Below are 21,572 nucleotides of genomic sequence, written 5' to 3' on the forward strand. Positions count from 1 at the left end.
AGTCCCTACCGCGCGCCTGATCCCACTTGAGCCGGATACCATATATCCCGGAAAAACATAACGCTGCGCGAACGGGGCGGTTCTGTGGCGGGTTATGCGGCCGGTTCTGCGGCGGCGGCGGGGCGGCGCGCCGGCATTTTCCCCTCGCGCGGCAGAAACCGCTCTGATAAGCAAGCGCCGGTTTTCCGGGGCGGGCTGCGGCCTGCGCCGGAATGCGGGCGTGGCGAAACTGGCAGACGCACCAGATTTAGGTTCTGGCGCCGCAAGGCGTGGGGGTTCAAGTCCCTCCGCCCGCACCAGAGGCCGCTTCTCCCCGGCTGAACGAACGGGCGGAACGAATGGCGCGCGAGGGCGCGGAAGGATGAGGACGACATGCAGGTGACCGAGACGCTGGCCGATGGCCTCAAGCGCGAATATGCGATGACCGTGCCGGCGGCGGCTCTGGCCGAGAAGATGGAGGCGAAGCTCGACGCCGTGCGCGCCGACTTCCAGATGAAGGGCTTCCGCAAGGGCAAGGCGCCGAAGGCGCTCCTGAAGAAGATGTTCGCGAAGAACCTCATGGGCGAAGTGCTCGACGAGGCGGTGAACGAGGCGATGCGCAAGCATTTCGACGAGACCGGGCACCTCCCCTCGCAGCAGCCCGAGATCGCCGTGACGAACGAGAAGTTCGACGAGGGCGACGATCTCACCGTCACCGTGAAATACGAGCGCCTGCCGGATGTGCCGGAGGCGGATTTCGCGGCGCTCGAGCTCACGCGGCTCGCCGCGAAGCCGACCGAGGAGGAGATCGCCGAGGCGCTCTCCAAGCTCGCGGAGCAGGCCGAGAATTTCGAGCCGAAGGAGGGCGCGGCGGAGACCGGCGACCAGATCACCTTCGATTTCGAGGGCCGGGTGGACGGCGAGCTCTTCGAGGGCGGGGCGGCGGAGGATTTCGCGCTCGTGCTCGGCTCCGGCCAGTTCATCCCCGGCTTCGAGGACCAGCTCACGGGCGTTTCCGCGGGCGAGGAGAAGGATGTCGAGGTCACCTTCCCCGAGGCTTACGGGGTGAAGGAGCTGGCCGGCAAGCCGGCGGTTTTCGCCTGCAAGGTCAAGGCGGTGGCGAAGCCGGTTCCCGCGAAGGTGGATGACGAGCTGGCCAAGAAGTTCGGGATCGAGGATCTCGCGACGCTCCGCCAGCAGATGACCGAGCGGCTCGAGGAAGAGTACAAGGGCGCGGCGCGCCAGGTGCTGAAGCGCGAGCTTCTCGACAAGCTCGACGCGGCGGTCGCCTTCGACCTGCCGCAGGGGCTCGTCACGGCGGAGGCGAATTCCATCGCCCACCAGCTCTGGCACGAGGAAAACCCGGATCATCAGGGCCACGACCATCCGGAGATCGAGCCGAAGGAGGAGCATCTGAAGCTCGCGGAGCGGCGCGTGCGGCTCGGGCTGCTGCTCGCCGAGATCGGCAAGAAGGCGAAGGTCGAGGTCACCGAGGGCGAGCTGAATCAGGCGATCTTCCGCCAGGCGCAGCGGATGCCGGGGCAGGAGCGCGCCTTCTTCGAATATGTGCGCCAGAACCCGCAGATGATGCAGCAGATGCGCGCGCCGATCTTCGAGGACAAGGTCGTCGACTACGTGATCGAGCTGGCGAGCGTGACCGACAAGGAGGTCACCAAGGCCGAGCTCGAGGCGGCCATCGAGGCGCTCGACGCCGAGTGAGGGCGGGCGCGGCGGGCTTCAGCGCCCGCCGCGCTCCCACCGGACGCGGATGCGCCGAACGGCCCACCAGACGGCGCCGATGACCGGCACGGCGAGCGCCGCGGTCGCGGTTTCCTTCGAGACGCCGAAACGCGCGGCGATGGGCCCGACAAGCGCGGCGGCGAGGCCGAGCGCGTAATAGCTGATCGCGACGACGGAAAGCCCCTCCACCGTCTGCTGCAGGCGGAGCTGAAGGTCGGCCCGCTTGTCCATCGATTCGAGAAGGCGCTGGTTCTGCGCCTCCACCGCGACGTTGACGCGGGTGGAGAGGAGCGCGGAGGCGCGGGCGAGCCGGCCCGAAAGCTCGTGGAGGCGCCGCTCGGCGGAGCGGCAGGTGCGCATCGCCGGGTCGAACCGGCGCTTCATGAACTCGGAATAAAGCTGGCGGCCGGCCATCCGCTCCTCGCGGAGGGCCGAAATCCGGTCGTTCACGATGGCCTCGTAGGCGCCGGCGGCGCCGAAGCGGTAGGCCGTCTCGGTCGAGAGGCGCTCGACCTCGGCGGAGAGGCGGGTGAGCTGGTCCAGCGTCTCCCGCGCCTCCTCGGCGCCCTCCGTCGCCTGCCGGGCGAGGAGGACGAGCTTGTCGTCCAGCTCCGTCACGCGCTTCGCCACGCGGCGGGCGACGGGCAGGGTGAGGAGGGCGAAGGACTTGTAGCTCTCGATCTCCAGCAGGCGCTGCACGATCCGGCCGAGGCGGCGCGGGCCCACGCCGTCCACCGCCACGACGGCGATGCGGGCGAACCCGTCCTCATGCAGGCGGAAATCGGAGGCGACGAGCGCCTCCCCGTCCACCACGAAGGCGGTGGCGAGGCTTTCGGAGACGAAATGGCGGTGCAGCCGGTCGCTGTAGATGCCGACCGATTCCTCCGCGCTCCCCGCCTGTTCGACCCTGACCTGGGCGGCGGCGATGACGCGGCCGTCGATCTGGGTCAGCCAGTCCTCCGGGAAATGGGAGAGGGGATCGCCCGAGAAGGGCTCGTCGGGGATGTCCGGCAGGAAGAGCGTGTAGGCGACGAACTCGGTATGCGCCTCCCACTTCATGTGGTAGCGGCCAAGCTCCCCGGAATAGAAGGCGGCGTCCGGCGCGGGATGCTGGCCGCCGAACCTGTCTATCAGCGAGGTGAGGAGCGCCCGGTCCGTCGCCTGGTCGCGCCGGTCCGCTTCCTCCGGCCGGATGGCGAGATAGATCGCGCCGCAGGGGGCCCTGAGCGACGGGAAGGGGCGCGAATGAAGCTCGTTGGAGAGCTGATAGCGCTCCGGGTCGTGCATCAGGCGCTTGAGCGGCATGCGGGAATCCGGGGTGGCGTCTTTCATGGGGTGGAATGTAGCGCCGGGCGCCGCAATGCAAAATGCGACATCGGCGTTTCTTCCCGACCTGCCGGCTTTTCGCCGCCCCGCGGCCATGCGAAGGAGCCGGGATGAGCGGAAGGCGCAGGCGGGTTCTGGTGGCGGGCGGCGGGGTCGGCGGGCTCGCCGCGGCGCTGGCGCTTCATCGCGCGGGCTGGGAGGCGCAGGTCTTCGAGCGGGCGGGGGAGATCGGGGAGGTCGGCGCCGGGCTCCAGCTCGGCGCGAACGGCTGGCGGGCGCTTTTCGCGCTCGGGGTTGCGGAGCGGGTCGAGGCCGGGGCCTTCGCGGCGCCGGCGATCGAGATGCGGCGGGGCAGGGGCGGCGCGCTCCTCGCCGCCGTGCCGCTCGGCGCGCGCTGGGGCGCGCCGCATCTCTGCGTCCATCGGGCCGATCTTGTGGCGGCGCTGCTCGCCGCGCTGCCGCAGGGCGCGGTCAGGACCGGGGCGGAGGCTTCGGGATACGAGACGGGGCCGGGCGGCGCCGCGCTCCGCCTCGCCTCCGGCGAGACTGTGGAGGGCGACCTCGTGATCGGGGCGGACGGGCTCCGCTCCCGCATCCGGGAGGCGATGCTGGGGCCGGAGGCGCCGCGCTTCACCGGCTTCGTCGCCTGGCGGGCGACGGTTCCGGCGGAGGCCGCGCCGGGCGCGCCGCGATGCGTCACGGCCTGGACCGGGGCGGGGCGGCACGCCGTCACCTATCCGCTCCGGGGCGGGAGGCTGCTGAATTTCGTCGGCCTCGTGCGGGAGGACTGGCGGAATGAGGGCTGGACGGAGCCCGGCGACCCGGCGGCGCTCCGCGCGCTCTTCCCCGGCTGGGCGCCGCCGCTCGCGCGCCTTCTCGAAGCGGTCGAGGCGCCGTTCCGCTGGGCGCTGTTCGACCGGCCGCCGCTGCCGCGCTGGTCGGACGGCGCGGCGCTTCTCCTCGGGGACGCGGCGCATCCGATGCTGCCCTCCCTCGCGCAGGGCGCGGCGCAGGCGCTGGAGGACGCGGTCGCGCTCGCCGCCCGGCTCGACGGGGCGACGGAGATTCCGGCCGCGCTCCGCGCCCATTTCGCCGCGCGGATCGGGCGGGTCAGCCGGGTTCAGGCGGAGGCGCGGGCCAACCTCGCGCGGTTTCACCGGGACGACCCCGTGACGCGGCTCGGGATCAGGGCGGTCCACCGGCTCGCGCCGGGCTGGTTCGCGCGGCGGCTGGACTGGCTCTACGCCGGGCCGGGCGGAGGCCGTCATCATTGACATGGCCGGGCGGAAGCGCGGCGCTCCCCCACGCCCCTGGCCCGTGCGTCCGGCGCGGGAAGCGGCCTCGTTCCTGCATGGGAGGCCGCGGCCCTTCGCGCGCCGTTCGCAAGTCGGCCGGCCTCACCGGCGCGCTGCGTCTCCGTCAGATCGGCCCTCGCCTCAATCCTCGGCCATCGCCAGCCGCTCCTCCCGCGACTTGAGCGGAAGCGGCTTCGCGAGCGGAGCGGGCAGGGTCGCCGCGAGGCGCGCGCGGAGCCCGGCCCGCGCGACGCGCCCGAGCAAGGGCGCGGCGAGGAGGTTCCGCCGCTCGAACGGGTCGGCGTCATGGTCGTACAGCTCCTCCCCGCCCTTCCAGTAGCGGGTGAAGCGGTGCCGCCGCGTGCGCGCCGTGACGGCCAGAAGGTCCTTCCCCTTCGGCGGCGGAAAGAGGCCCCAGACGGCGCACGCCGCAGCATCGCCGTCTTCCGGCCCGCCGGCGAGGAGGGCGGAAAGGTCCCTCCCGTCCGTCTCCTGCTTCGGGCGGGCGCCGGCGAGGGCGAGGAGGGTGGGGAAAAGGTCCATGTTCGTCGCGGGCTGGCCGAGTCTTCGCGGGACGATCCCCGGCCCCGCGACCATCATCGGGATGCGCAGCGCCCGCTCCCAGAGCGTGAACTTGGTGAAGGCCAGCTTCTCCCCCACCTGGTAGCCGTGGTCGGACCAGAGGACGATGGTCGTGGAGTCCATGAGGCCCTGATCCTCCAGCCGGTCCAGCAGGCGGCCGACCAGCCAGTCCGCATAGCTGATCGAGGCGAGATAGGCGCGGAGGAAGGCGTTATAGTCCCGCCCGCGATGGATCTTCTGCCCGATGGGGCGGATGATGAAGCGCCGCGCCTCGGCGGGGACGGAAGCAAGCTCCCGCTCGTCCTCCATGTCGAAGGGCCCGGGCATGCCGGGCGGCAGCGCGACTTCCTCCGGATAGAGGTCGAAGAAGCGCTGCGGCACGATGCAGGGCAGATGCGGGCGGAAGAGGCCGAGCGCCCAGAAGCGGCCGTCCGCCCCGCGCGTCATCTCGGCGACGATCCGCTCCGCGTTCAGCTCGTCATATTGCGGCTCGTCGCTCTCGGCGGGGCCGTAATCCATGTTCGGGCCGAATTCGCCCGCGCGGGCGAGCGCGCTCGTGGGCGGATGCCGGCGGCGGCCGGCGACGAAGTAATCGTCCCATTCGTCCGGGTCGATCCCCGCCTCTGCGAGATGGAAGATCTTGCCGGCGCCGATCGTGGCGAAGCCCGCATCCCGCATGTGCCCGACGATCGAGAGCCGCTGGCCGGTCTTGTGAACCATGCGCCAGTCATGGCCGTTGGCGTAGATTCCCGTCCTCCACGGCGCCTGGCCGAAGAGCGCCGCGGCGCGGGCCGGTGAGCAGGCGGGCGCGGTGGCGTAGGCGCGTTCGAAAACGGCGGAGCGGGCGGCGAGCCGCGCGATGTTCGGCGTCCTCACCTCGGGGTGGCCGCCGAGCGGCTCGATGAAATCGTTCAGGTCCTCGATGGAGAGGAAAAGGAAGTTCATGCGCTTCTCCGCCGGGCCGGGCGCGCCCGCCCCGGTCGTTACATCGCCCCGACGCGTCTTGCCAAGCGTCGGCGGCGCTACTTCTTCTTCGTGCCGACCGGAGTCGCCGAGGCGTTCGCGAAGCCGGCCACGGCGGGCGCGGGCTTCTTCTCCTGCTTCGGTTTCTTGATTTCCTTGTTGCTGCGCTTCTGGCCCTTGGCCATGTGATGTTCCCGGAGGTTGAACGCGCCGGCCGGCATGTTCGCCCGCCGCATCGCCGCCGTGCAGCATCCGCCCGGCGCGCGGGCGATACAAGCGGTTTCTCGCCGTCGCGGCATGACATCGCCGCGCGCGCCGTCTATACTCCGGGGGCAAGAACAACGGCGGCGGGCAGATGGCGGAAAACGAAGGCGCGGGCGAAAGCTACGGCGCGGATTCGATTAAGGTTCTCAAGGGGCTGGAGGCTGTCCGGAAGCGCCCCGGCATGTATATCGGGGATACGGACGACGGCTCCGGCCTGCACCACATGGTCTATGAGGTCGTCGACAACGGGATCGACGAGGCGCTGGCCGGCCATTGCGACACGGTGAGAGTGACGCTCTACGCCGACGGCTCCGTCGGCGTGACGGACAATGGCCGCGGCATCCCGACCGACATCCATGCCGAGGAGGGCGTCTCCGCCGCCGAGGTCATCATGACCCAGCTCCATGCGGGGGGGAAGTTCGACTCGAATTCCTACAAGGTTTCCGGGGGTTTGCACGGCGTCGGCGTCTCCGTCGTCAACGCGCTCTCGACCTGGCTCGACCTTCGCATCTGGCGGAACGGCAAGGAGCACTACGCCCGGTTCGAGGGCGGGTTCACGGTCAAGCCGCTCACGGTGGTCGGCCCGGCGAACGGGCGGAAGGGGACGGAGGTGCGCTTCCTCGCCTCGCCCGAGACCTTCACCAACATCGAATACAGCTTCAAGACGCTGGAGCACCGGCTGCGGGAGCTCGCCTTCCTCAATTCCGGCGTGCGGATCACGCTGCGCGACGAGCGCTCGGCCGAGCCGGTCGAGGAGACGATGCTCTATGAGGGCGGGGTGCGGGAGTTCGTGAAATATCTCGACCGCTCGAAAAGCCCCCTCATCCGCGAGCCGATCTATGTGAACGGGGAGCGGGACGGGATCGGCGTCGAGGTCGCGATGTGGTGGAACGACAGCTACCACGAGAACGTGCTGCCCTTCACCAACAACATCCCCCAGCGGGACGGCGGCACGCATCTCGCCGGCTTCCGCGGCGCGCTGACGCGCACGATCAACGCCTATGCGACGGCGGCGCTTTCCAAGAAGGACAAGGTGACGCTCTCGGGCGACGACGCGCGGGAGGGGCTGACCTGCGTGCTTTCGGTGAAGGTGCCGGACCCGAAATTCTCCTCCCAGACGAAGGACAAGCTCGTCTCATCCGAGGTGCGGCCCGCGGTCGAGAACCTGATGAACGAGAAGCTGGCCGAATGGTTCGAGGAGAATCCGGCGGAGGCGAAGATCGTCGTCGGCAAGATCGTCGAGGCCGCGCTGGCGCGGGAGGCGGCGCGGAAGGCGCGGGAGCTGACGCGGCGGAAATCGGCGGTGGACGTCGCCTTCCTCGCCGGCAAGCTGAAGGATTGCTCGGAGAAGGACGCCTCCAAGACGGAGCTCTTCCTCGTCGAGGGCGACAGCGCGGGCGGCTCCGCGACGCAAGGGCGGGACCGGGGGACGCAGGCGGTGCTGCCGCTTCGCGGCAAGATCCTGAACGTGGAGCGGGCGCGGTTCGACCGGATGCTCGGCAGCCAGGAGATCGGCAACCTCGTCATGGCGCTCGGCTGCGGGATCGGGCGGGACGAGTTCGATATCTCGAAGCTCCGCTACCACAAGATCGTGCTGATGACGGATGCGGACGTGGACGGCGCGCATATCCGCACGCTGCTGCTGACCTTCTTCTACCGGCAGATGCCGGAGCTGATCGAGGGCGGATATCTCTATATCGCGCAGCCGCCGCTCTATAAGGTCGGGCGCGGGCGCTCCGAGGTTTATCTGAAGGATCAGAAGGCCTTGGAGGATTATCTTATCTCCGAGGGCCTGGAAGGCGTCAGCCTTCGGCTCGCCTCCGGCGCGCAGATCGGGGGGGAGGACCTGCGGCGCGTGGTGGAGGAGGCGCGGGCGGCGCGCGGCATCCTGAACTCCTTCCCGACGCATCTGCCGCGCTTCGTGCTCGAACAGGCGGCCATCGCCGCCGTGTTTCGCCGCCGGCCTCGGGAGGAGGCGGAGGCCGGATGGTCCGGCCAGCTCCTTCGGCTCCCCGCGGGCGAGGCGGCGGCGCTTGTCGCCCGACGGCTCGACTCCATCGCGCCCGAGACCGAACAGGGCTGGACGGGCCGGGCCGCGCAGGATGGCGGCATGATCTTCGAGCGCACCGTGCGCGGCGTGACGGAGACGCGGGTGATCGACGCCGCGGCCTGCCAGTCCGTCGAGGCGCGGCGGCTCGCGGCGCTGGAGGAGAGCCTGCACGAGATCTATGACCGCGCGGCGGTGCTGGAGCGGAAGGACCGTTCCTCCCCCGTTCGCGGGCCGCTGGAGCTGCTGGACCTTATCCTGGCCGAAGGGGAGAAGGGGCTCAGCCTCCAGCGCTACAAGGGCCTCGGGGAGATGAATCCGGACCAGCTCTGGGAGACGACGCTGGACCCGAACGCGCGCACGCTCCTCCAGGTGCGGGTCGATCATATCGACGAGGCGAACGAGATCTTCACGACGCTGATGGGCGACGTGGTGGAGCCGCGGCGGAAGTTCATCCAGGACAATGCGCTGAGCGTGGTGAATCTGGACGTATAGCGGCAATCGCTCGGCCCCGGACCAGATCCGGGGCCTCGCAGAGGGGAGCGCCCATTCCTTCGAGGCCCCGGCTCGAGGCCGGGGCTGCGCGTCTTGCGCTTCAGCCCGCCTTCCGCGCCAGCGCCAGCGCCTCGCGCAGCGCCTCCCGGTCCCCGACATGGTTGGCGAGGATGAGGACGAGGCGGGCGTTCATCGCGCCGCTCTCGGCCTCGGACAGCCCTTTGTGCGCGGCGAGGAGTTCGGCGTAGAAGCCGTCATGGTCTTGCAGGTTCGGCGCGGTGACGAGGGCGGCCATGTCAGAGCCCCTTCGCGGCGGCGAGGGCGGCGGCGCAATCCTCCGCCGCGGGGGCGAGCCAGCGGGCGGCGACGTGCTGGTCCGGGCGGATCAGATAGACCGCCGCCGCCGCCGCACCGAGATAGCGGCGGCGGAGCCATTCGTCGGCGGCGAGCCTGATCGCCGTCGCGCCCTCGATCTCAGGCGGGTCGCAATCCAGCCCGAGCAGGGTGAAGCCGCCGCCGAGGCGCGAGAGCAGCCAGCCGTTCCCGACCGGCGCATCCGGGCAGGGGCGGCCCGGCGCCGTTGCGGCCGGAAGCGCGGGCTCGTCCGGCCCGAGAAAGCGCGAGGGCGGATAGGCGCAGGGGAGGGAGAGCCGGCCGGAATTCACCATCCCCCGCGCGAAGGGCGCATGGGCGGCGAGGGCGAGCACGGCGTCCCGGAATGTCCGCTCGACGCCCGGAGCCGGGGTCATGAACTTCGTCGCGCGGGTCGAGTTGAGGATGTTCTCGTCGGCCCCGCAGCGGCGCTCCGCATCGTAGCTTTCGATCAGCGCCTCGCCGGCCTCCCCGTTCAGGACGGCGGCGAGCTTCCAGCCGAGATTGTCCACGTCCTGCAGGCCGCCATTGCCGCCCCGCGCCCCGAAGGGCGAAACGACATGCGCGCTGTCCCCCACGAAGACGACGCGGCCATGCGCGAAGCGCTCAAGCCGCCGGCACTGGAAGGTGTAGACCGACACCCAGTCGAGCGTGAAGGGCCGGCCCTCCACCACCTTCTCGATCCGGGGGATGACCTTTTCCGGCTTCTTCTCCTCCTCCGGGTCGGCGTCCCATCCGAGCTGGAGGTCGATGCGATAGATGTCGTCCGGCTGCTTGTGGAGGAGGGCGGACTGGCCGGGATGGAAGGTCGGCTCGAACCAGAACCAGCGCTCCGCGGGAAACTCCGCCTTCATCACGATGTCGGCGATGAGGAACCGCTCCTCGAACAGCTCCCCCGCGAAATCCAGCCCCATGATGCGGCGGATCGGGCTCCCGGCGCCGTCGCAGGCGAGGAGCCAGTCCGCCTCGATCCGGTAGGGGCCTTCCGGGGTCTCGACCGTCGCGACGGCATGGTCTTCGAAGCGCTCCACGGCGGTGACGCGGTTGCGGAAGCGGAGGTCGATGAGATCGGGGAAATCCCGGCAGCGCTCCACGAGGTATTGCTCGACGTAATATTGCTGCAGGTTGATGAAGGCGGGCATCTTGTGCCCGTCCTCCGGCAGAAGGTCGAAGCGGAACACCTCCTCGTCCCGGTGGCGGGTGCGGCCGATCTTCCACGTCACGCCCTTGGCGACCATGCGCTCGCCCACGCCCAGCCGGTCAAGAATCTCCAGGCTGCGCTTCGCCCAGCAGATCGCGCGGGAGCCGACGGAGACGACGTTGTTGTCGTCCAGCACGACGGAAGGAACGCCCCGGAGCGCGAGATCGACGGCGAGCGCGAGGCCGATCGGCCCGGCCCCGACGATGACGGCGGGCTTCCGCCCTTCCGTCATTCCACGGAGCGGCGGCGGCGTCACATAGGGGAATTCCTCATAGTCGTAGGGCATGGCGGCGTGTCATCTTCCAGTTGATCGGCCGCAAAAATGCGGCAGGATCGAGCTTGTGGGGAGAGTGTCGGAGTATCGTTGCATTTGCAATGAAAAATACGGAACGAAACCGTCGCAACGCCGTCACGGAGCGATGCTAACCGCCGGAGCCAAGCGCGGAATCGCGCCTTCGACCGAGGCCCACCACCCAGGGAGAACCCGATGAAAGACCACAATCTCAGCTTCGACGCCTATGATGAGCTGGTGAATCCGAAACCCGAGACCTGCGAGTTCGACGCGGTGGTGGAGCGCGCGCTCTCCCGCCGCGGCTTCCTCGGCGGCGTGCTGGCGTTCGGCGGCGCGGCGATGATCGGCGGGGGCCTCGCGCCCAAGGCGCAGGCCGCGGCGAACCGGTTCGCCTTCGAGCGCGTGCCGACCAGCACGGCCGACGCGCTCATCGTGCCCGAAGGCTACAAGGCCGACGTGCTGATCAGCTGGGGCGACCCGATCACCTCCGACGCGCCGGAATTCGACCATGAGACGCGCGGCACGGCCGAGAGCCAGAAGGTCACCTTCGGCGACAATATCGACGGCATGCATGTCTTCCAGTCGGGCGAGCATGTGATCCTCGCCGCGAACAACGAGTACACGAATATCGAGATCCTCTGGGGCAACCGGCCCGAGGGCAAGCCGGCGAGTGACGACGACATCTGGAAGGGCATGTACGCCCACGGCCTTTCGTTCGTGGAGATCGCCTTCGACGGCGAGCGCTGGTCGGTGGTGAAGGACAGCCCCTTCAACCGGCGCGTCACGCCCGCGACGGAGATGGAGATCACCGGCCCCGCCGCCGGCCACGACTGGCTGAAGACCGCCGCCGACCCGACCGGGACGAAGAGCCTCGGCACCTGGAACAATTGCGGCTCCTCGATGACGCCGTGGGGCACCTACCTGACCTGCGAGGAGAACTTCAACGGCTACTTCTCCGCCGCCGACGAGGCGCATGAGCCGGATGCGGGGCTGAAGCGCTATGGCGTCTCGGCGAAGGACTGGGGCTATGGCTGGGCCAAGGTGGACGAGCGGTTCGACATCTCCAAGCATCCGACCGAGCCGAACCGCGCGGGATGGATCGTCGAGGTCGATCCGGCCGATCCGGCGGCGACGCCGAAGAAGCGGACGGCGTTGGGCCGCATGAAGCACGAGAATGCGGAGACGGTGCTGAGCCGCGCCGGCCGCGTCGTCACCTATCTCGGCGATGACGAGCGGGGCGAGTATCTCTATCGCTATGTCTCCAACGGCGTCTATGCGCCGGGGGCGGACACCGACGCGCTGATGAACGAGGGCGTGCTCTACGCCGCGAAGTTCAACGACGACGGGACGGGGACCTGGCTCGCGCTCACGCCGGAGACGACGGGGATGCCCTCCCTCGCGGAGGTGCTGATCCACGCCCGCTACGCCGGCGACAAGGTCGGCGCGACGACGATGGACCGGCCGGAATGGGTCGCCTCCAACCCGAGGGCGCCCGAGGTCTATGTCGCGCTCACCAACAACCGGAACCGCGGCGAGAAGGCCAATGCCGGCGGCGTCGAGCAGACGGTTGGCGGGCCCAACCCGCGCGCGAAGAACAATTACGGGCAGGTCGTCCGGCTCTTCCCGGCCGACGGCGACCATGCGGCGGAAGGGTTCCGCTGGGACCTCTTCGTGATGGCGGGCAACCCGACCGTCCACAGCGACGCCTATGCCGGCTCGGCCAATGTCACGGCCGACAACATGTTCAACTCGCCCGACGGCCTCGCCTTCGATTCGACCGGCCTGCTCTGGATCCAGACGGACGGGAACTACAAGAACGAGGGCGACTTCGCCGGCCACGGCAACAACCAGATGCTCGCCGCCGACCCGGCGACGGGCGAGATCCGGCGCTTCCTCACCGGGCCGAACGGCTGCGAGATCACCGGCCTTACCTGGAGCCCGGACCGGCGGACGATGTTCGTCGGCGTCCAGCATCCGGGCGAGGAGGGCAGCGTCAGCACCTGGCCGGGCGGCCCGGGGACGACGCCGCGCTCCGCGATCGTCGCGGTGACGCGGACGGACGGCGCGCTGGTCGGCTGACCGGCCCGTGAATGCGGGAAGGGCGGCCTTCGGGCCGCCCTTTTCATTTCCCCCGCCAGAGCTTCCTGCCGGAGGAGATGACGAGGAAGAGGCCGAGCCCGCCGCCTATGCCCACGATCTCCAGCATCGCCGGGCCGCCGGTAAAACCGTGGATCGAGAGGCCGACCCCGACTCCGCCAAGGATGACGAGGCCGGCGGCGACGCGGAACCAGTGCTCGCCGCGGGAGGGGCCGTATTTTTCGCTCATGGGGGGAGAGTAGGGCGGGCCCGCGGGGCGGTCAAAGCCGGGATTTCCATGGAAATCGGGCTTGGGGCGTAGAAATCGTTGGGGAATTGAAAATTTCGAAATTTTTGGGCCTAGAGGGCGAGCGCGCGGCGCGCGGATTCCGTTCGCCCGTATTCGAGGAAGAAATCGTCGAGCTGCGGCGGGGGGACGGGCGTTCCGGCCAGCATGGCGTGCGCCTGACCGCGGTGATGGACGTCATGCAGCATGAGATGGAGGAGGAGCGCGTCGACCCTCTCCTCCACGCGGCCCCGCTCGCCGCGATCCGTGACAACGCGGCGGGCGAGGTCCGGCTCCGTCAGCCCGTCGCAGAATGCAATGAGCCGCATGTCCGCCGCCTCCTGCGCCGCGGCGAGCGAGGCCACGCGCTCGAAGGTCGACTCCGGATCGAACACGGCGCGCCCGCGCCCGCCTTCCTCCAGCGCGTCGAGATAATAGAGATCGACGGCGAGGATGTGTTCCAGCGTCAGTCGGATCGAGGGGAAGAAGTTGACGCCCGGCGCAGACCATGCCGCCCCGAGCCTCGCCACGGCGCCGTGAAGCTCCGCATTGGCGTAGCGGTTGTTGCGGGCCATGAGGCGAAGGGCGGGGAGGAGGCTCACCCCTGAAGCGCCTCCCACATCGCGATGTCGCGTTCGGCGGTCCAGATGCGCGGGGTCTCGATGCCCCTCGCCTCGTCGAAGGCGCGGGCGACGTTGAAGGGGAGGCAGTGCTCGTAGATCGCGTAATCCTTGAACTTCGGGTCGCAAGCCTCTCTGACGGCGTCCCAGGCGTCCTTCAGCGTGCCGCCCTTGGCGGCGACGCGGGCGGCGGGGCGGTAGGTGCTTTCGACGAAGTCGCGGGTGGAGGCGAGGGCGGCGTCCACCATCTCCCGCCCCATCAGCGCCGCGCCGCGGCCCGGCGCGATGGCTTCCGGGTCGAACCATTTCACGGCGTCGAGCGTGTCTCCCCAGTCGGCGAAATGGCCGTCTCCGCAATAACATGCGGAGTGATATTCGACGATGTCGCCGGTGAACATGACGCCGGAATCCGGCACCCAGACGACCGCGTCCCCGGCGGTGTGGGCGCGGCCGAGATGCATGATCTCCACCTTCCGCTTGCCTAGATAAACCGTCATCCGGTCGGAGAAGGTCGTGGTCGGCCAGGTGAGGCCGGGGATGGATTCGTGGCCCTCGAAGAGCCGGGGGAAGCGCTGGAACTCGCTCGCCCAATCCTCCGCCCCGCGCTCCTCCACCATGCCGCGCGCCGCCTCGGACATGATGATCTCCCGCGCCTTGTAGGCGGAGGCGCCGAGGACGCGGACGGCGTGGTAATGGGTGAGGGTCACATGGGTGATGGGCTTGTCCGTCACCGAGCGAACCTTCTCGATCACCTTCTCGGCGAGGCGCGGGGTCGCCTGCGCCTCCACGATCATCACCGAATCGTCGCCGATGATGACGCCCGAGTTCGGATCGCCCTCGGCGGTGAAGGCCCAGAGGCCCTCCCCGATCTCGTCAAAGCTGATCTTCTTCTCCGTCAGGTCGCCCTGCGATGCGAAGGCCTTCGCCATGTCCGTTTCCTCCCGGTCTCAGCGCCTTCCTAGCGCGAAGATCGGGCGGATGGAAACAGGGCGCGCGGGGGAGAGGCCGGCCCCGGCGCGAGCGGAGTGATGAGGGCCGCGGCCTCCCTCGGGAGGTCGCCTTGGAGCGATTGGTCGGCGTGGTTTATGGCGTCAGGAACTCTGACGGTTGTGCTGATTGCGACGTCGCGATGCGGCCTCCCTGGGGGGAGGGAGGCCGCGGCCCGGGCTGGTCGCCCGGGCCAAGGGATGTGGGGGAGCGCGGCGCTTGCGCCCGGCCTCGTTCTGCCGCCTCACCAGCCCTCGCCATAGCGGACGCGCTCGGGTCCGGTCCCGACCGGGCTTTGCTGGCGGCCGGTGTGGGGACCGGAGGCGGCGGCGCGGGGGGCCTTTTCGATCCTCACGCGGAGGTCATACCAGGCGGCCTGCCCGGTGACAGGGTCGGAATTCGCCCAGCGCATCCCGTCCCCCTTCGGGGGCAGAAGTTCGTGGATCAGGTGGTTGAGAAGAAAGCCCTTTTCCGTCTCGTCCGCCCCTTCGTTCAGCGCCCAGGCGCCGCGGCGCTTGCCGATGGCGTTCCATGTCCAGACCGTTTTCGGGTTCAGCGCCTCCATGAGCGCGACGGGGACGTGGATGCGCCCATGGGCGGAGGTCAGATACGCCCAGTCCCCTTCCTCGAAGCCGTGTTCGCGCCAGACATCGCCCGGCACATAGAGCGGGTTATGCCCGTGGATCTGGCGGAGCCAGGCGTTCTGCGAACCCCAGGAGTGATACATCGCCATCGGGCGCTGCGTGAGCGCGTGGAGCGGGAAGTCGCCCTCCGCCACCGCCCGCTCCTCGAAGGGGCGGAGCCAGACGGGGAGTGGATCGAACGCCTCCGCGATGCGGGCGCGGAGATGCTCGGGCGGCTGGACCGCGCCCTTGCCCTCGGCGGCGAGCTGGAATTTCCGCATCGGCTCCAGATAGAGGTTGAAGAGATAGGGCTGGATCTTGTCGAAGAAGCCCGTCTCCACCGCCCAGTCCTGATAGGCGGCGTTCCACGGCTTGAAGAAGCGCGCCTCGTCGGGGACATGGCGCGTCCAGAAGCCGCCGTTTTCGATGTAGCGCTCGATCTGCTTCGGGTTGGGCTCGCCGCGGCCCTCGCCCGAACCGTCCTCGTTGCGCCAGCCGGCGAGGGGGCCGACGCCCGGGCGGCGCTGGTGGTTCACCATGTAGTCGGCGTAGTCGCGATAGCGGCGCGCGCCCTCCGGCGTCACGAGGCCGGGGAGGCCGAGCTTCACGCCGAGGTCGATGAGGGCGGACTGGAAGCCCCGCACGTCCCGATCCGGCTCGAAGACGGGCCAGCGGATCGCGTCCGCCGCCGCGTCGGGCTCGCAGATCGGGCGGTCGAGCAGGCTGATGCAGTCATGCCGTTCGAGATAGGTCGTGTCGGGCAGGACGAGATCGGCAAAGGCGACGGTCTCGGACGAGTAGCTGTCCGCCACGATGATCTTCGGGATCGTGTAGGAGCCGTCCGGCTCCTTCCGGGTCAGCATCTCCATGGTCTCCGCCGTGTTCATGGAGGAGTTCCAGGCCATGTTCGCCATGTAGAGGAACAGCGCCTCGATCCGGTACGGGTCCTTCGCCGCGGCGTTGGAGATGACCATGTGCATGAGGCCGTGGGCCGAGAACGGATGCTCCCAGGTGAAGGCCTTGTCGATGCGTTTCGCGCGGCCCTCGGCGTCTATCGCGAGGTCCTCGGGCCCGCGGGGATAGCCGAGATGCGGCCCGTCCAGCGCGGCGCCGGGCGTGACCTTGTGATGCGGGGGCGGGTGCGCCTCGAAGGGCTTGGGGTAGGGCGGCTTGAAGCGCATGCCGCCCGGGCATTCCACCGAGCCGAGGAGAATCTGCAGGAGGTGCAGCGCGCGGCAGGTCTGGAAGCCGTTGGAATGGGCGGAGATTCCGCGCATGGCGTGGAAGGAGACGGGGCGACCGACCATGCGCTCGTGCCGCTCTCCCTTCCAGTCCGTCCACGGTTGTTCGATGACGATTTCTTCCTCGAAGGCGGCGCGGGCGAGTTCGGCGGCGAGGCGGCGGATCGTCTCCGCGCTCACGCCCGTCTCGGCGGCGACGGCCTCCGGCGCGTATTCGGGTTCGAGATATTTCCGCGCCAGAAGCTCGAAGACGGGGGTGCAGCGGCCGCCGTTCGGGCCGGGGAAGTCGCCCTTCATCGCGGGCTTCACGCCGGGCGCATCGAAGGGGACGGCCTCGCCGGCTTCCCGGCTCCAGACGAGAGGCTTTCCCGCCTCGTCCCGCATGAAGAGGCCGAAGCTGTCCGACGCCGGGTCCCGGTTCACGAGGAAGGGGGCGTTCGTGTAGCGGATGAGATAGTCGAGATCGACCTTCCCGGCCTTCAGCAGTTCCTGCACGATGGAGAGGATCAGGAGACCGTCCGTCCCCGGCGTGATGCCGATCCATTCGTCGGCGATGGCGTTGTAGCCGGTGCGGATCGGGTTCACGGCGATGACCTTGGCGCCCCGCGCCTTCAGCTTGCCGAGGCCGATCTTGATCGGGTTCGAATCGTGGTCCTCCGCCACGCCGAAGAGCATGAAGAGCTTCGTGCGCTCCCAGTCCGGCGAGCCGAATTCCCAGAAGGCGCCGCCCATCGTGTAGATGCCGGCGGCGGCCATGTTCACGGAGCAGAAGCCGCCATGCGCGGCGTAGTTCGGCGTGCCGAAAAGCTGCGCCCACCAGCCGGTGAAGGACTGGGACTGATCGCGCCCGGTGAAGAAGGCGAGCTTTTCCGGCGCCTGTTCGCGGATGGGGGCGAGCCAGGAGGCGGCGAGGTCCAGCGCCTCCTCCCACGTTATCTCCTCGAATTTCCCCTCGCCGCGCTCGCCGGTGCGGCGGAGGGGGGCGCGGAGGCGGGAGGGCGCGTAGTGCTGCATGATCCCGGCGGAGCCCTTGGCGCAGAGGACGCCGCGGTTCACCGGATGGTCCCGGTTGCCGTCGATATGGCGGATGCGGGGGACGCCTTCGGCGTCGGCCCGGATATGCACGTCGATCCCGCAGCGGCAGGCGCACATGTAGCAGGTCGTCTTGCGCACCTCGTCCGCCACGTGCGGGCTGAGGTCCAGATCTTTCGGGCTCATGTCGTCTCCTTCCCCGGGGCGGAGCCTAGAGAGGCGCGGGCGGGAATTCCACAGCGAAAGCGGGGGGAAAGGCTCACCAGAGCGCCCTCCCTGCGCCCCAGAGCGCGAGGCCGGCGATGAGCGCGAGGCAGAAGGGCCGGTACCAGAGCGCGAGGCGGGGCGTGAAGAGCCGGACGCCGACCAGGACGCCGAGCGCGCCGGGGACGGAGAGGACGAGCCCGCGCATGAGCGCCTCTCGGTCCATAAGGCCGAAGGCGAGGAGGATCGCGAGGCTCGTGGCGGAGCCGAGGACGAGGTAGATCACCATCGAGCCCCGCATCCGCCAAGCGGGCTGACCGCTCGACAGGATGTAGACGGCGACGACCATGCCGCCGATGCTCGCGAGGCCGGAGGCGACGCCCGAGAGGAGGCCGGTTCCGTAGAGGCCGGGGCGCGTCGCCATCGCGGGGATGCGGATGTTGGCGAGTTGCAGCGCGGCGAGCGCGGCGACGAGAAGGAGCGCGACGAGGCGGGAGGTTTCGGTCGAGACGCTGGTGGTGAGGAAGAGGCCGAGCGGCCAGCCCGCCGTGCCGCCGATGAAGAGGGGCAAGGCGACCTTCAGGTCCCCGTCGCGGAAGCCGCCCTTCATCAGGAGGAGATTCGCCGTCAGCTCCACGAACCAGAGCGCGGGGATGAGCTGGACGGGCGGAACGATGAGGGCCGCCGCGGCCATGGTGAGCGCGGAGAGGCCGAAGCCGGAGAAGCCGCGGACGATCCCGGCGAGGAGGACGATGAGGAGGAGCGTCAGCGCCTCGCCCTCGGGCAGGGCGAGCCAGGCGGCGAGTTGGGCGCTCATCGGGCGAGGAGGGCGGCGGCGCTGCGGGCGATTTCCGCCTCCTCCTCGGCCGGGACGATCCAGGCGGAGACGGGGGAGCCCGCCGCGTGGAGGCGCGGGCCGCCGGCTTCGTTCGCCGCCGCGTCCGCCGCGAGGCCAGCCCAGCCGAGCCCGGTCATGATCCGAGAGCGGATTGGGGCGGCCCGTTCCCCGATCCCGCCGGTGAAGGCGACGGCGTCGAGCCCGCCCATCGCGGCGATCATGGAGCCGGCGTGGCGGACGGCCCAGTAGCAGAAATGCTCGACGGCGAAGGCGGCTTCGGGCGAGGGGTCCGCCAGCAGCGCGCGCATGTCCCCCGTTCCGGCGAGGCCGCGGAGGCCGGCGCCGCCGTTGAGGAGCGCGCGGGCGGCGGGGACGCCGACGCGCTCCGCCAGCGTCAGCACCGCCTCCGGGTCGAGCGCGCCGGCGCGGCCGGCCATCGTCAGCCCGTCCAGCGGGGAATAGCCCATGGTGGTCGCCGCCGAGCGGCCTTCGAGAATGGCGCAAAGGCTCGCGCCGGCGCCGAGATGGCAGGCAAGGAGCCGGCGGGGGAGCGGCGCGCCGGAGAGGATGGGGAGGGCGCGGACGAGGCCGGAATAGGAAATCCCGTGGAAGCCGTAGCGCCTCAGCCCCGCCGTCTCCGGCCTCTCGGGCAGGGCGTAGCGGCGGGCGACTTCGGGGTTCGTCGCGTGAAAGGCGGTGTCGAAGACGGCGACATGGCGGGCGCCGGGCAAGGCGGCGGCGGCTGCGTCCAAAGCGGCGAGGGCGGGCGGGTTGTGGAGCGGGGCGAGGGGGGCGGCTCCCTCGATCAGCGCGCGGGTCGCGGCGTCGATCTCCGCCGCCGCGGTCAGGGAGGGGCCGCCGTGGACGATCCGGTGGGCGATTGCGGAGACGGGGGCGCCGCCGAGGGCGGCGAGGGCCTCCGCCACCGCCTCGGCATGGCTGCGCCCCTCTCCGAGCCCGGCGGCCTGCCCGCCCGCGACGCAGCGGAGGGCGGCGTCGAAGGCGGCGTATTTCAGGGAGGAGGAGCCGGCGTTGAGGACGAGGATGGTCATGACGTGCGGTCTCCGGACGACCGCCCCTCCCTCGTCGGGGCAATGCCCCGACCCTCCCTCCCCGCGGGAGGGAGGAAGCGCCTGTGGCGACTTTTTCGCCTCCCCTCTCCCCGCGGGAGAGGGGGTCGGGGCATTGCCCCGACGGGAGAGGGGCGCTCCGCCATATCGCTCACGCGGGATAGAGGGTTCGCGCCTCCGCGGCCCTCACGCCCCGGCCTGCGGCCGCATGTCCGCCGGGTCGATCCCGGCCACGCTCACCGGCTTCTTCATCGCGTCGCGGCGGAAGGGCTCGCCGAGTTCCTGGTTGAGGAGGACTTCGAGGAAGGTCGTCTTGCCCTCCTCCATCTGCGCCGTCACCGCCTTGTCGAGCGCGGCGCGGAGGTCGTCCATCGTCGAGACCTGGACGCCTTCGAGGCCGCAGGCCTTCGCGATGGCGGCGTAGCTCACGCGCTGGTCAAGCTCGGTGCCGACGAAATTGTCCTCGAACCAGAGGGTCGTGTTCCGCTTCTCTGCGCCCCACTGGTAGTTGCGGAAGATCACCATCGTGATCGGGGGCCATTCGCCGCGGCCGATGGCGGTCATCTCGTTCATCGAGATGCCGAAGGCGCCGTCCCCCGCGAAGCCGACGACGGGAACGCCCGGCTTGCCGATCTTCGCGCCGACGATGGCGGGGAGGCCGTAGCCGCAGGGGCCGAAGAGGCCGGGGGCGAGGTATTTCCGCCCCTCCTCGAAGGTCGGGTAGGCGTTGCCGATGGCGCAGTTGTTGCCGATGTCGGAGGAGATGATCGCCTCCTTCGGCAGGGCGGACTGGATCGCGCGCCAGGCCATGCGGGGGGACATCTTCTGCGGCTCGCGCACACGGGCGCGCTCGTTCCAGGTCGTGCCCGGATCGTCATCCTCGTGATCCATCGAGGTGAGGGCCTGCGCCCATGCGGATTTCGTCTGCGCGACGAGCGCCAGCCGGTCCGCGCGGCCCCGGTCGCCCGCGCCGGGGGCGAGGCGGGCGAGGAGGCCTTCGGCGACCTGCTTCGCGTCGCCGACGATGCCGACGGTGACGGGTTTGGTGAGCCCGATCCGGTCCGGGTTGAGATCAACCTGGATGATCTTCGCCGTCTTGGGCCAGTAGTCGATCCCGTAGCCGGGCAGGGTCGAGAACGGGTTGAGCCTTGTGCCGAGGCAGAGGACGACATCGGCCTTCGCGATCAGCTCCATCGCCGCCTTCGAGCCGTTATAGCCGAGCGGGCCGGCGAAGAGCGGGTGGGAGCCCGGGAAGGCGTCGTTATGCTGATAGCCGCAGCAGACCGGGGCGGACAACGCCTCCGCCAGCGCCGCGGAGGCCGGGATCGCGCCGGCCAGCACCACGCCGGCGCCGTTCAGGATCACCGGAAAGGCGGCCTCGGAGAGCATCCGCGCCGCCTCGTCCAGCGCCGCGGCGCCGCCCGAGGGCCGCTCGAACTCCACGATGGCGGGAAGCTCGATGTCGATCACCTGCGTCCAGTAATCCCGCGGCACGTTGATCTGGGCGGGGGCGGAGGCGCGCTTCGCCTTCAGGATCACGCGGTTGAGGACCTCGGCGATGCGCGACGGGTCCCTCACCTCCTCCTGATAGGCCACCATGTCCTCGAACAGTTTCATCTGCTCGACTTCCTGGAAGCCGCCCTGGCCGATCGTCTTGTTCGCCGCCTGCGGCGTGACGAGGAGGAGGGGGGTGTGGTTCCAGTAGGCGGTCTTCACCGCGGTGACGAAATTGGTGATGCCGGGGCCGTTCTGCGCCACCATCATCGACATCTTGCCGGTGGCGCGGCTGTATCCGTCCGCCATGTAGCCGGCGTTGCATTCATGCGCGCAATCCCAGAAGCGGATGCCGGCCTTCGGGAAAAGGTCCGAGATCGGCATCATGGCGGAGCCGATGATCCCGTAGGCTTCGGATATCCCGTGCCGCTGGAGCACCTTCACGAAGGCTTCCTCGGTCGTCATGCGCATGGTTCTTCCTCCCGTTTCGGGGCTTCAATGCCCCTTCGCCGGCCCGATGGGTTAGAGCCAGATCGGCGCAATTC

The 21,572-nt window shown here is 69.8% G+C and carries 16 protein-coding genes and 1 tRNA gene; 5 read left to right on the forward strand and 12 right to left on the reverse strand.

Annotated elements, in window-relative coordinates:
- Window positions 1–214 precede the first annotated feature (214 nt).
- Window positions 215–299, forward strand: a tRNA-Leu gene (locus ACE37J_RS05285).
- 73 nt (window positions 300–372) lie between these two features.
- Complete coding sequence (tig, locus tag ACE37J_RS05290; RefSeq protein ID WP_409708157.1) at window positions 373–1,698, forward strand: trigger factor; 1,326 nt, start codon at window positions 373–375, stop codon at window positions 1,696–1,698.
- An 18-nt stretch (window positions 1,699–1,716) separates the two neighbouring features.
- Here the strand turns inward: tig and ACE37J_RS05295 are convergent, their stop codons facing one another.
- Window positions 1,717–3,051 carry a DUF3422 family protein gene (locus ACE37J_RS05295; protein WP_409708160.1) on the reverse strand — a complete coding sequence of 445 codons (1,335 nt, stop codon included), beginning with the start codon at window positions 3,049–3,051 and terminating at the stop codon, window positions 1,717–1,719.
- Window positions 3,052–3,155: 104 nt separating this feature from the next.
- Here ACE37J_RS05295 and ACE37J_RS05300 point away from each other — a divergent pair, with 104 nt between their 5' ends.
- Window positions 3,156–4,319: an FAD-dependent monooxygenase gene (locus tag ACE37J_RS05300; protein ID WP_409708163.1), complete on the forward strand. Its 1,164-nt coding sequence runs from the start codon at window positions 3,156–3,158 to the stop codon at window positions 4,317–4,319.
- A 162-nt stretch (window positions 4,320–4,481) separates the two neighbouring features.
- Here ACE37J_RS05300 and ACE37J_RS05305 read toward each other — a convergent pair whose 3' ends face one another.
- Window positions 4,482–5,867 (reverse strand): sulfatase, encoded by a 1,386-nt coding sequence (locus ACE37J_RS05305; protein WP_409708166.1) that lies wholly within the window; start codon window positions 5,865–5,867, stop codon window positions 4,482–4,484.
- Window positions 5,868–5,944: 77 nt separating this feature from the next.
- Entirely contained in the window at window positions 5,945–6,121 is a 177-nt protein-coding gene (locus ACE37J_RS05310; protein WP_409708169.1) for a hypothetical protein, read from the reverse strand.
- A 119-nt stretch (window positions 6,122–6,240) separates the two neighbouring features.
- On the opposite strand from ACE37J_RS05310, the gene gyrB reads away from it, so the two are divergent.
- Window positions 6,241–8,691, forward strand: coding sequence for a DNA topoisomerase (ATP-hydrolyzing) subunit B (gene gyrB, locus ACE37J_RS05315; RefSeq protein WP_409708172.1), 2,451 nt, complete (start codon window positions 6,241–6,243; stop codon window positions 8,689–8,691).
- A 100-nt stretch (window positions 8,692–8,791) separates the two neighbouring features.
- Here the strand turns inward: gyrB and ACE37J_RS05320 are convergent, their stop codons facing one another.
- Window positions 8,792–8,986: a DUF2783 domain-containing protein gene (locus tag ACE37J_RS05320; protein ID WP_409708175.1), complete on the reverse strand. Its 195-nt coding sequence runs from the start codon at window positions 8,984–8,986 to the stop codon at window positions 8,792–8,794.
- 1 nt (window position 8,987) lies between these two features.
- The gene (locus tag ACE37J_RS05325; RefSeq protein WP_409708178.1) at window positions 8,988–10,550 is read right to left on the reverse strand and encodes an FAD-dependent oxidoreductase; all 1,563 of its coding nucleotides are present in this window, start codon (window positions 10,548–10,550) and stop codon (window positions 8,988–8,990) included.
- A gap of 201 nt (window positions 10,551–10,751) precedes the next feature.
- Between ACE37J_RS05325 and ACE37J_RS05330 the strand changes: the two genes are divergently transcribed.
- Window positions 10,752–12,635 carry a PhoX family protein gene (locus ACE37J_RS05330; RefSeq protein ID WP_409708181.1) on the forward strand — a complete coding sequence of 628 codons (1,884 nt, stop codon included), beginning with the start codon at window positions 10,752–10,754 and terminating at the stop codon, window positions 12,633–12,635.
- 43 nt (window positions 12,636–12,678) lie between these two features.
- Here ACE37J_RS05330 and ACE37J_RS05335 read toward each other — a convergent pair whose 3' ends face one another.
- From ACE37J_RS05335 to xsc, 7 genes are all read right to left on the reverse strand, one after another.
- Window positions 12,679–12,882, reverse strand: a complete 204-nt coding sequence (locus ACE37J_RS05335; RefSeq protein ID WP_409708184.1) for a hypothetical protein — start codon at window positions 12,880–12,882, stop codon at window positions 12,679–12,681.
- A gap of 110 nt (window positions 12,883–12,992) precedes the next feature.
- Window positions 12,993–13,520: a DinB family protein gene (locus ACE37J_RS05340; RefSeq protein WP_409708187.1), complete on the reverse strand. Its 528-nt coding sequence runs from the start codon at window positions 13,518–13,520 to the stop codon at window positions 12,993–12,995.
- A complete protein-coding gene (locus ACE37J_RS05345) occupies window positions 13,517–14,467 on the reverse strand; it encodes an MBL fold metallo-hydrolase (RefSeq protein WP_409708190.1) in 951 nt (316 codons plus the stop codon). The genes ACE37J_RS05340 and ACE37J_RS05345 overlap by 4 nt, the downstream gene beginning before the upstream one ends.
- 302 nt (window positions 14,468–14,769) lie before the next feature.
- Window positions 14,770–17,607, reverse strand: a complete 2,838-nt coding sequence (locus ACE37J_RS05350; RefSeq protein WP_409708193.1) for a molybdopterin oxidoreductase family protein — start codon at window positions 17,605–17,607, stop codon at window positions 14,770–14,772.
- Between the two features lie 73 nt (window positions 17,608–17,680).
- Window positions 17,681–18,442, reverse strand: a complete 762-nt coding sequence (locus ACE37J_RS05355; RefSeq protein WP_409708196.1) for a sulfite exporter TauE/SafE family protein — start codon at window positions 18,440–18,442, stop codon at window positions 17,681–17,683.
- Window positions 18,439–19,515, reverse strand: a complete 1,077-nt coding sequence (locus ACE37J_RS05360; RefSeq protein WP_409708199.1) for an acetate kinase — start codon at window positions 19,513–19,515, stop codon at window positions 18,439–18,441. The genes ACE37J_RS05355 and ACE37J_RS05360 overlap by 4 nt, the downstream gene beginning before the upstream one ends.
- A 204-nt stretch (window positions 19,516–19,719) precedes the next feature.
- On the reverse strand, window positions 19,720–21,498 hold the full coding sequence (xsc, locus tag ACE37J_RS05365; protein WP_409708202.1) for a sulfoacetaldehyde acetyltransferase: 1,779 nt from the start codon (window positions 21,496–21,498) through the stop codon (window positions 19,720–19,722).
- Window positions 21,499–21,572: the final 74 nt, after the last annotated feature.

Origin of the sequence: Pikeienuella sp. (assembly GCF_046290545.1) — a bacterium.
Lineage (GTDB): Bacteria > Pseudomonadota > Alphaproteobacteria > Rhodobacterales > Rhodobacteraceae > Pikeienuella.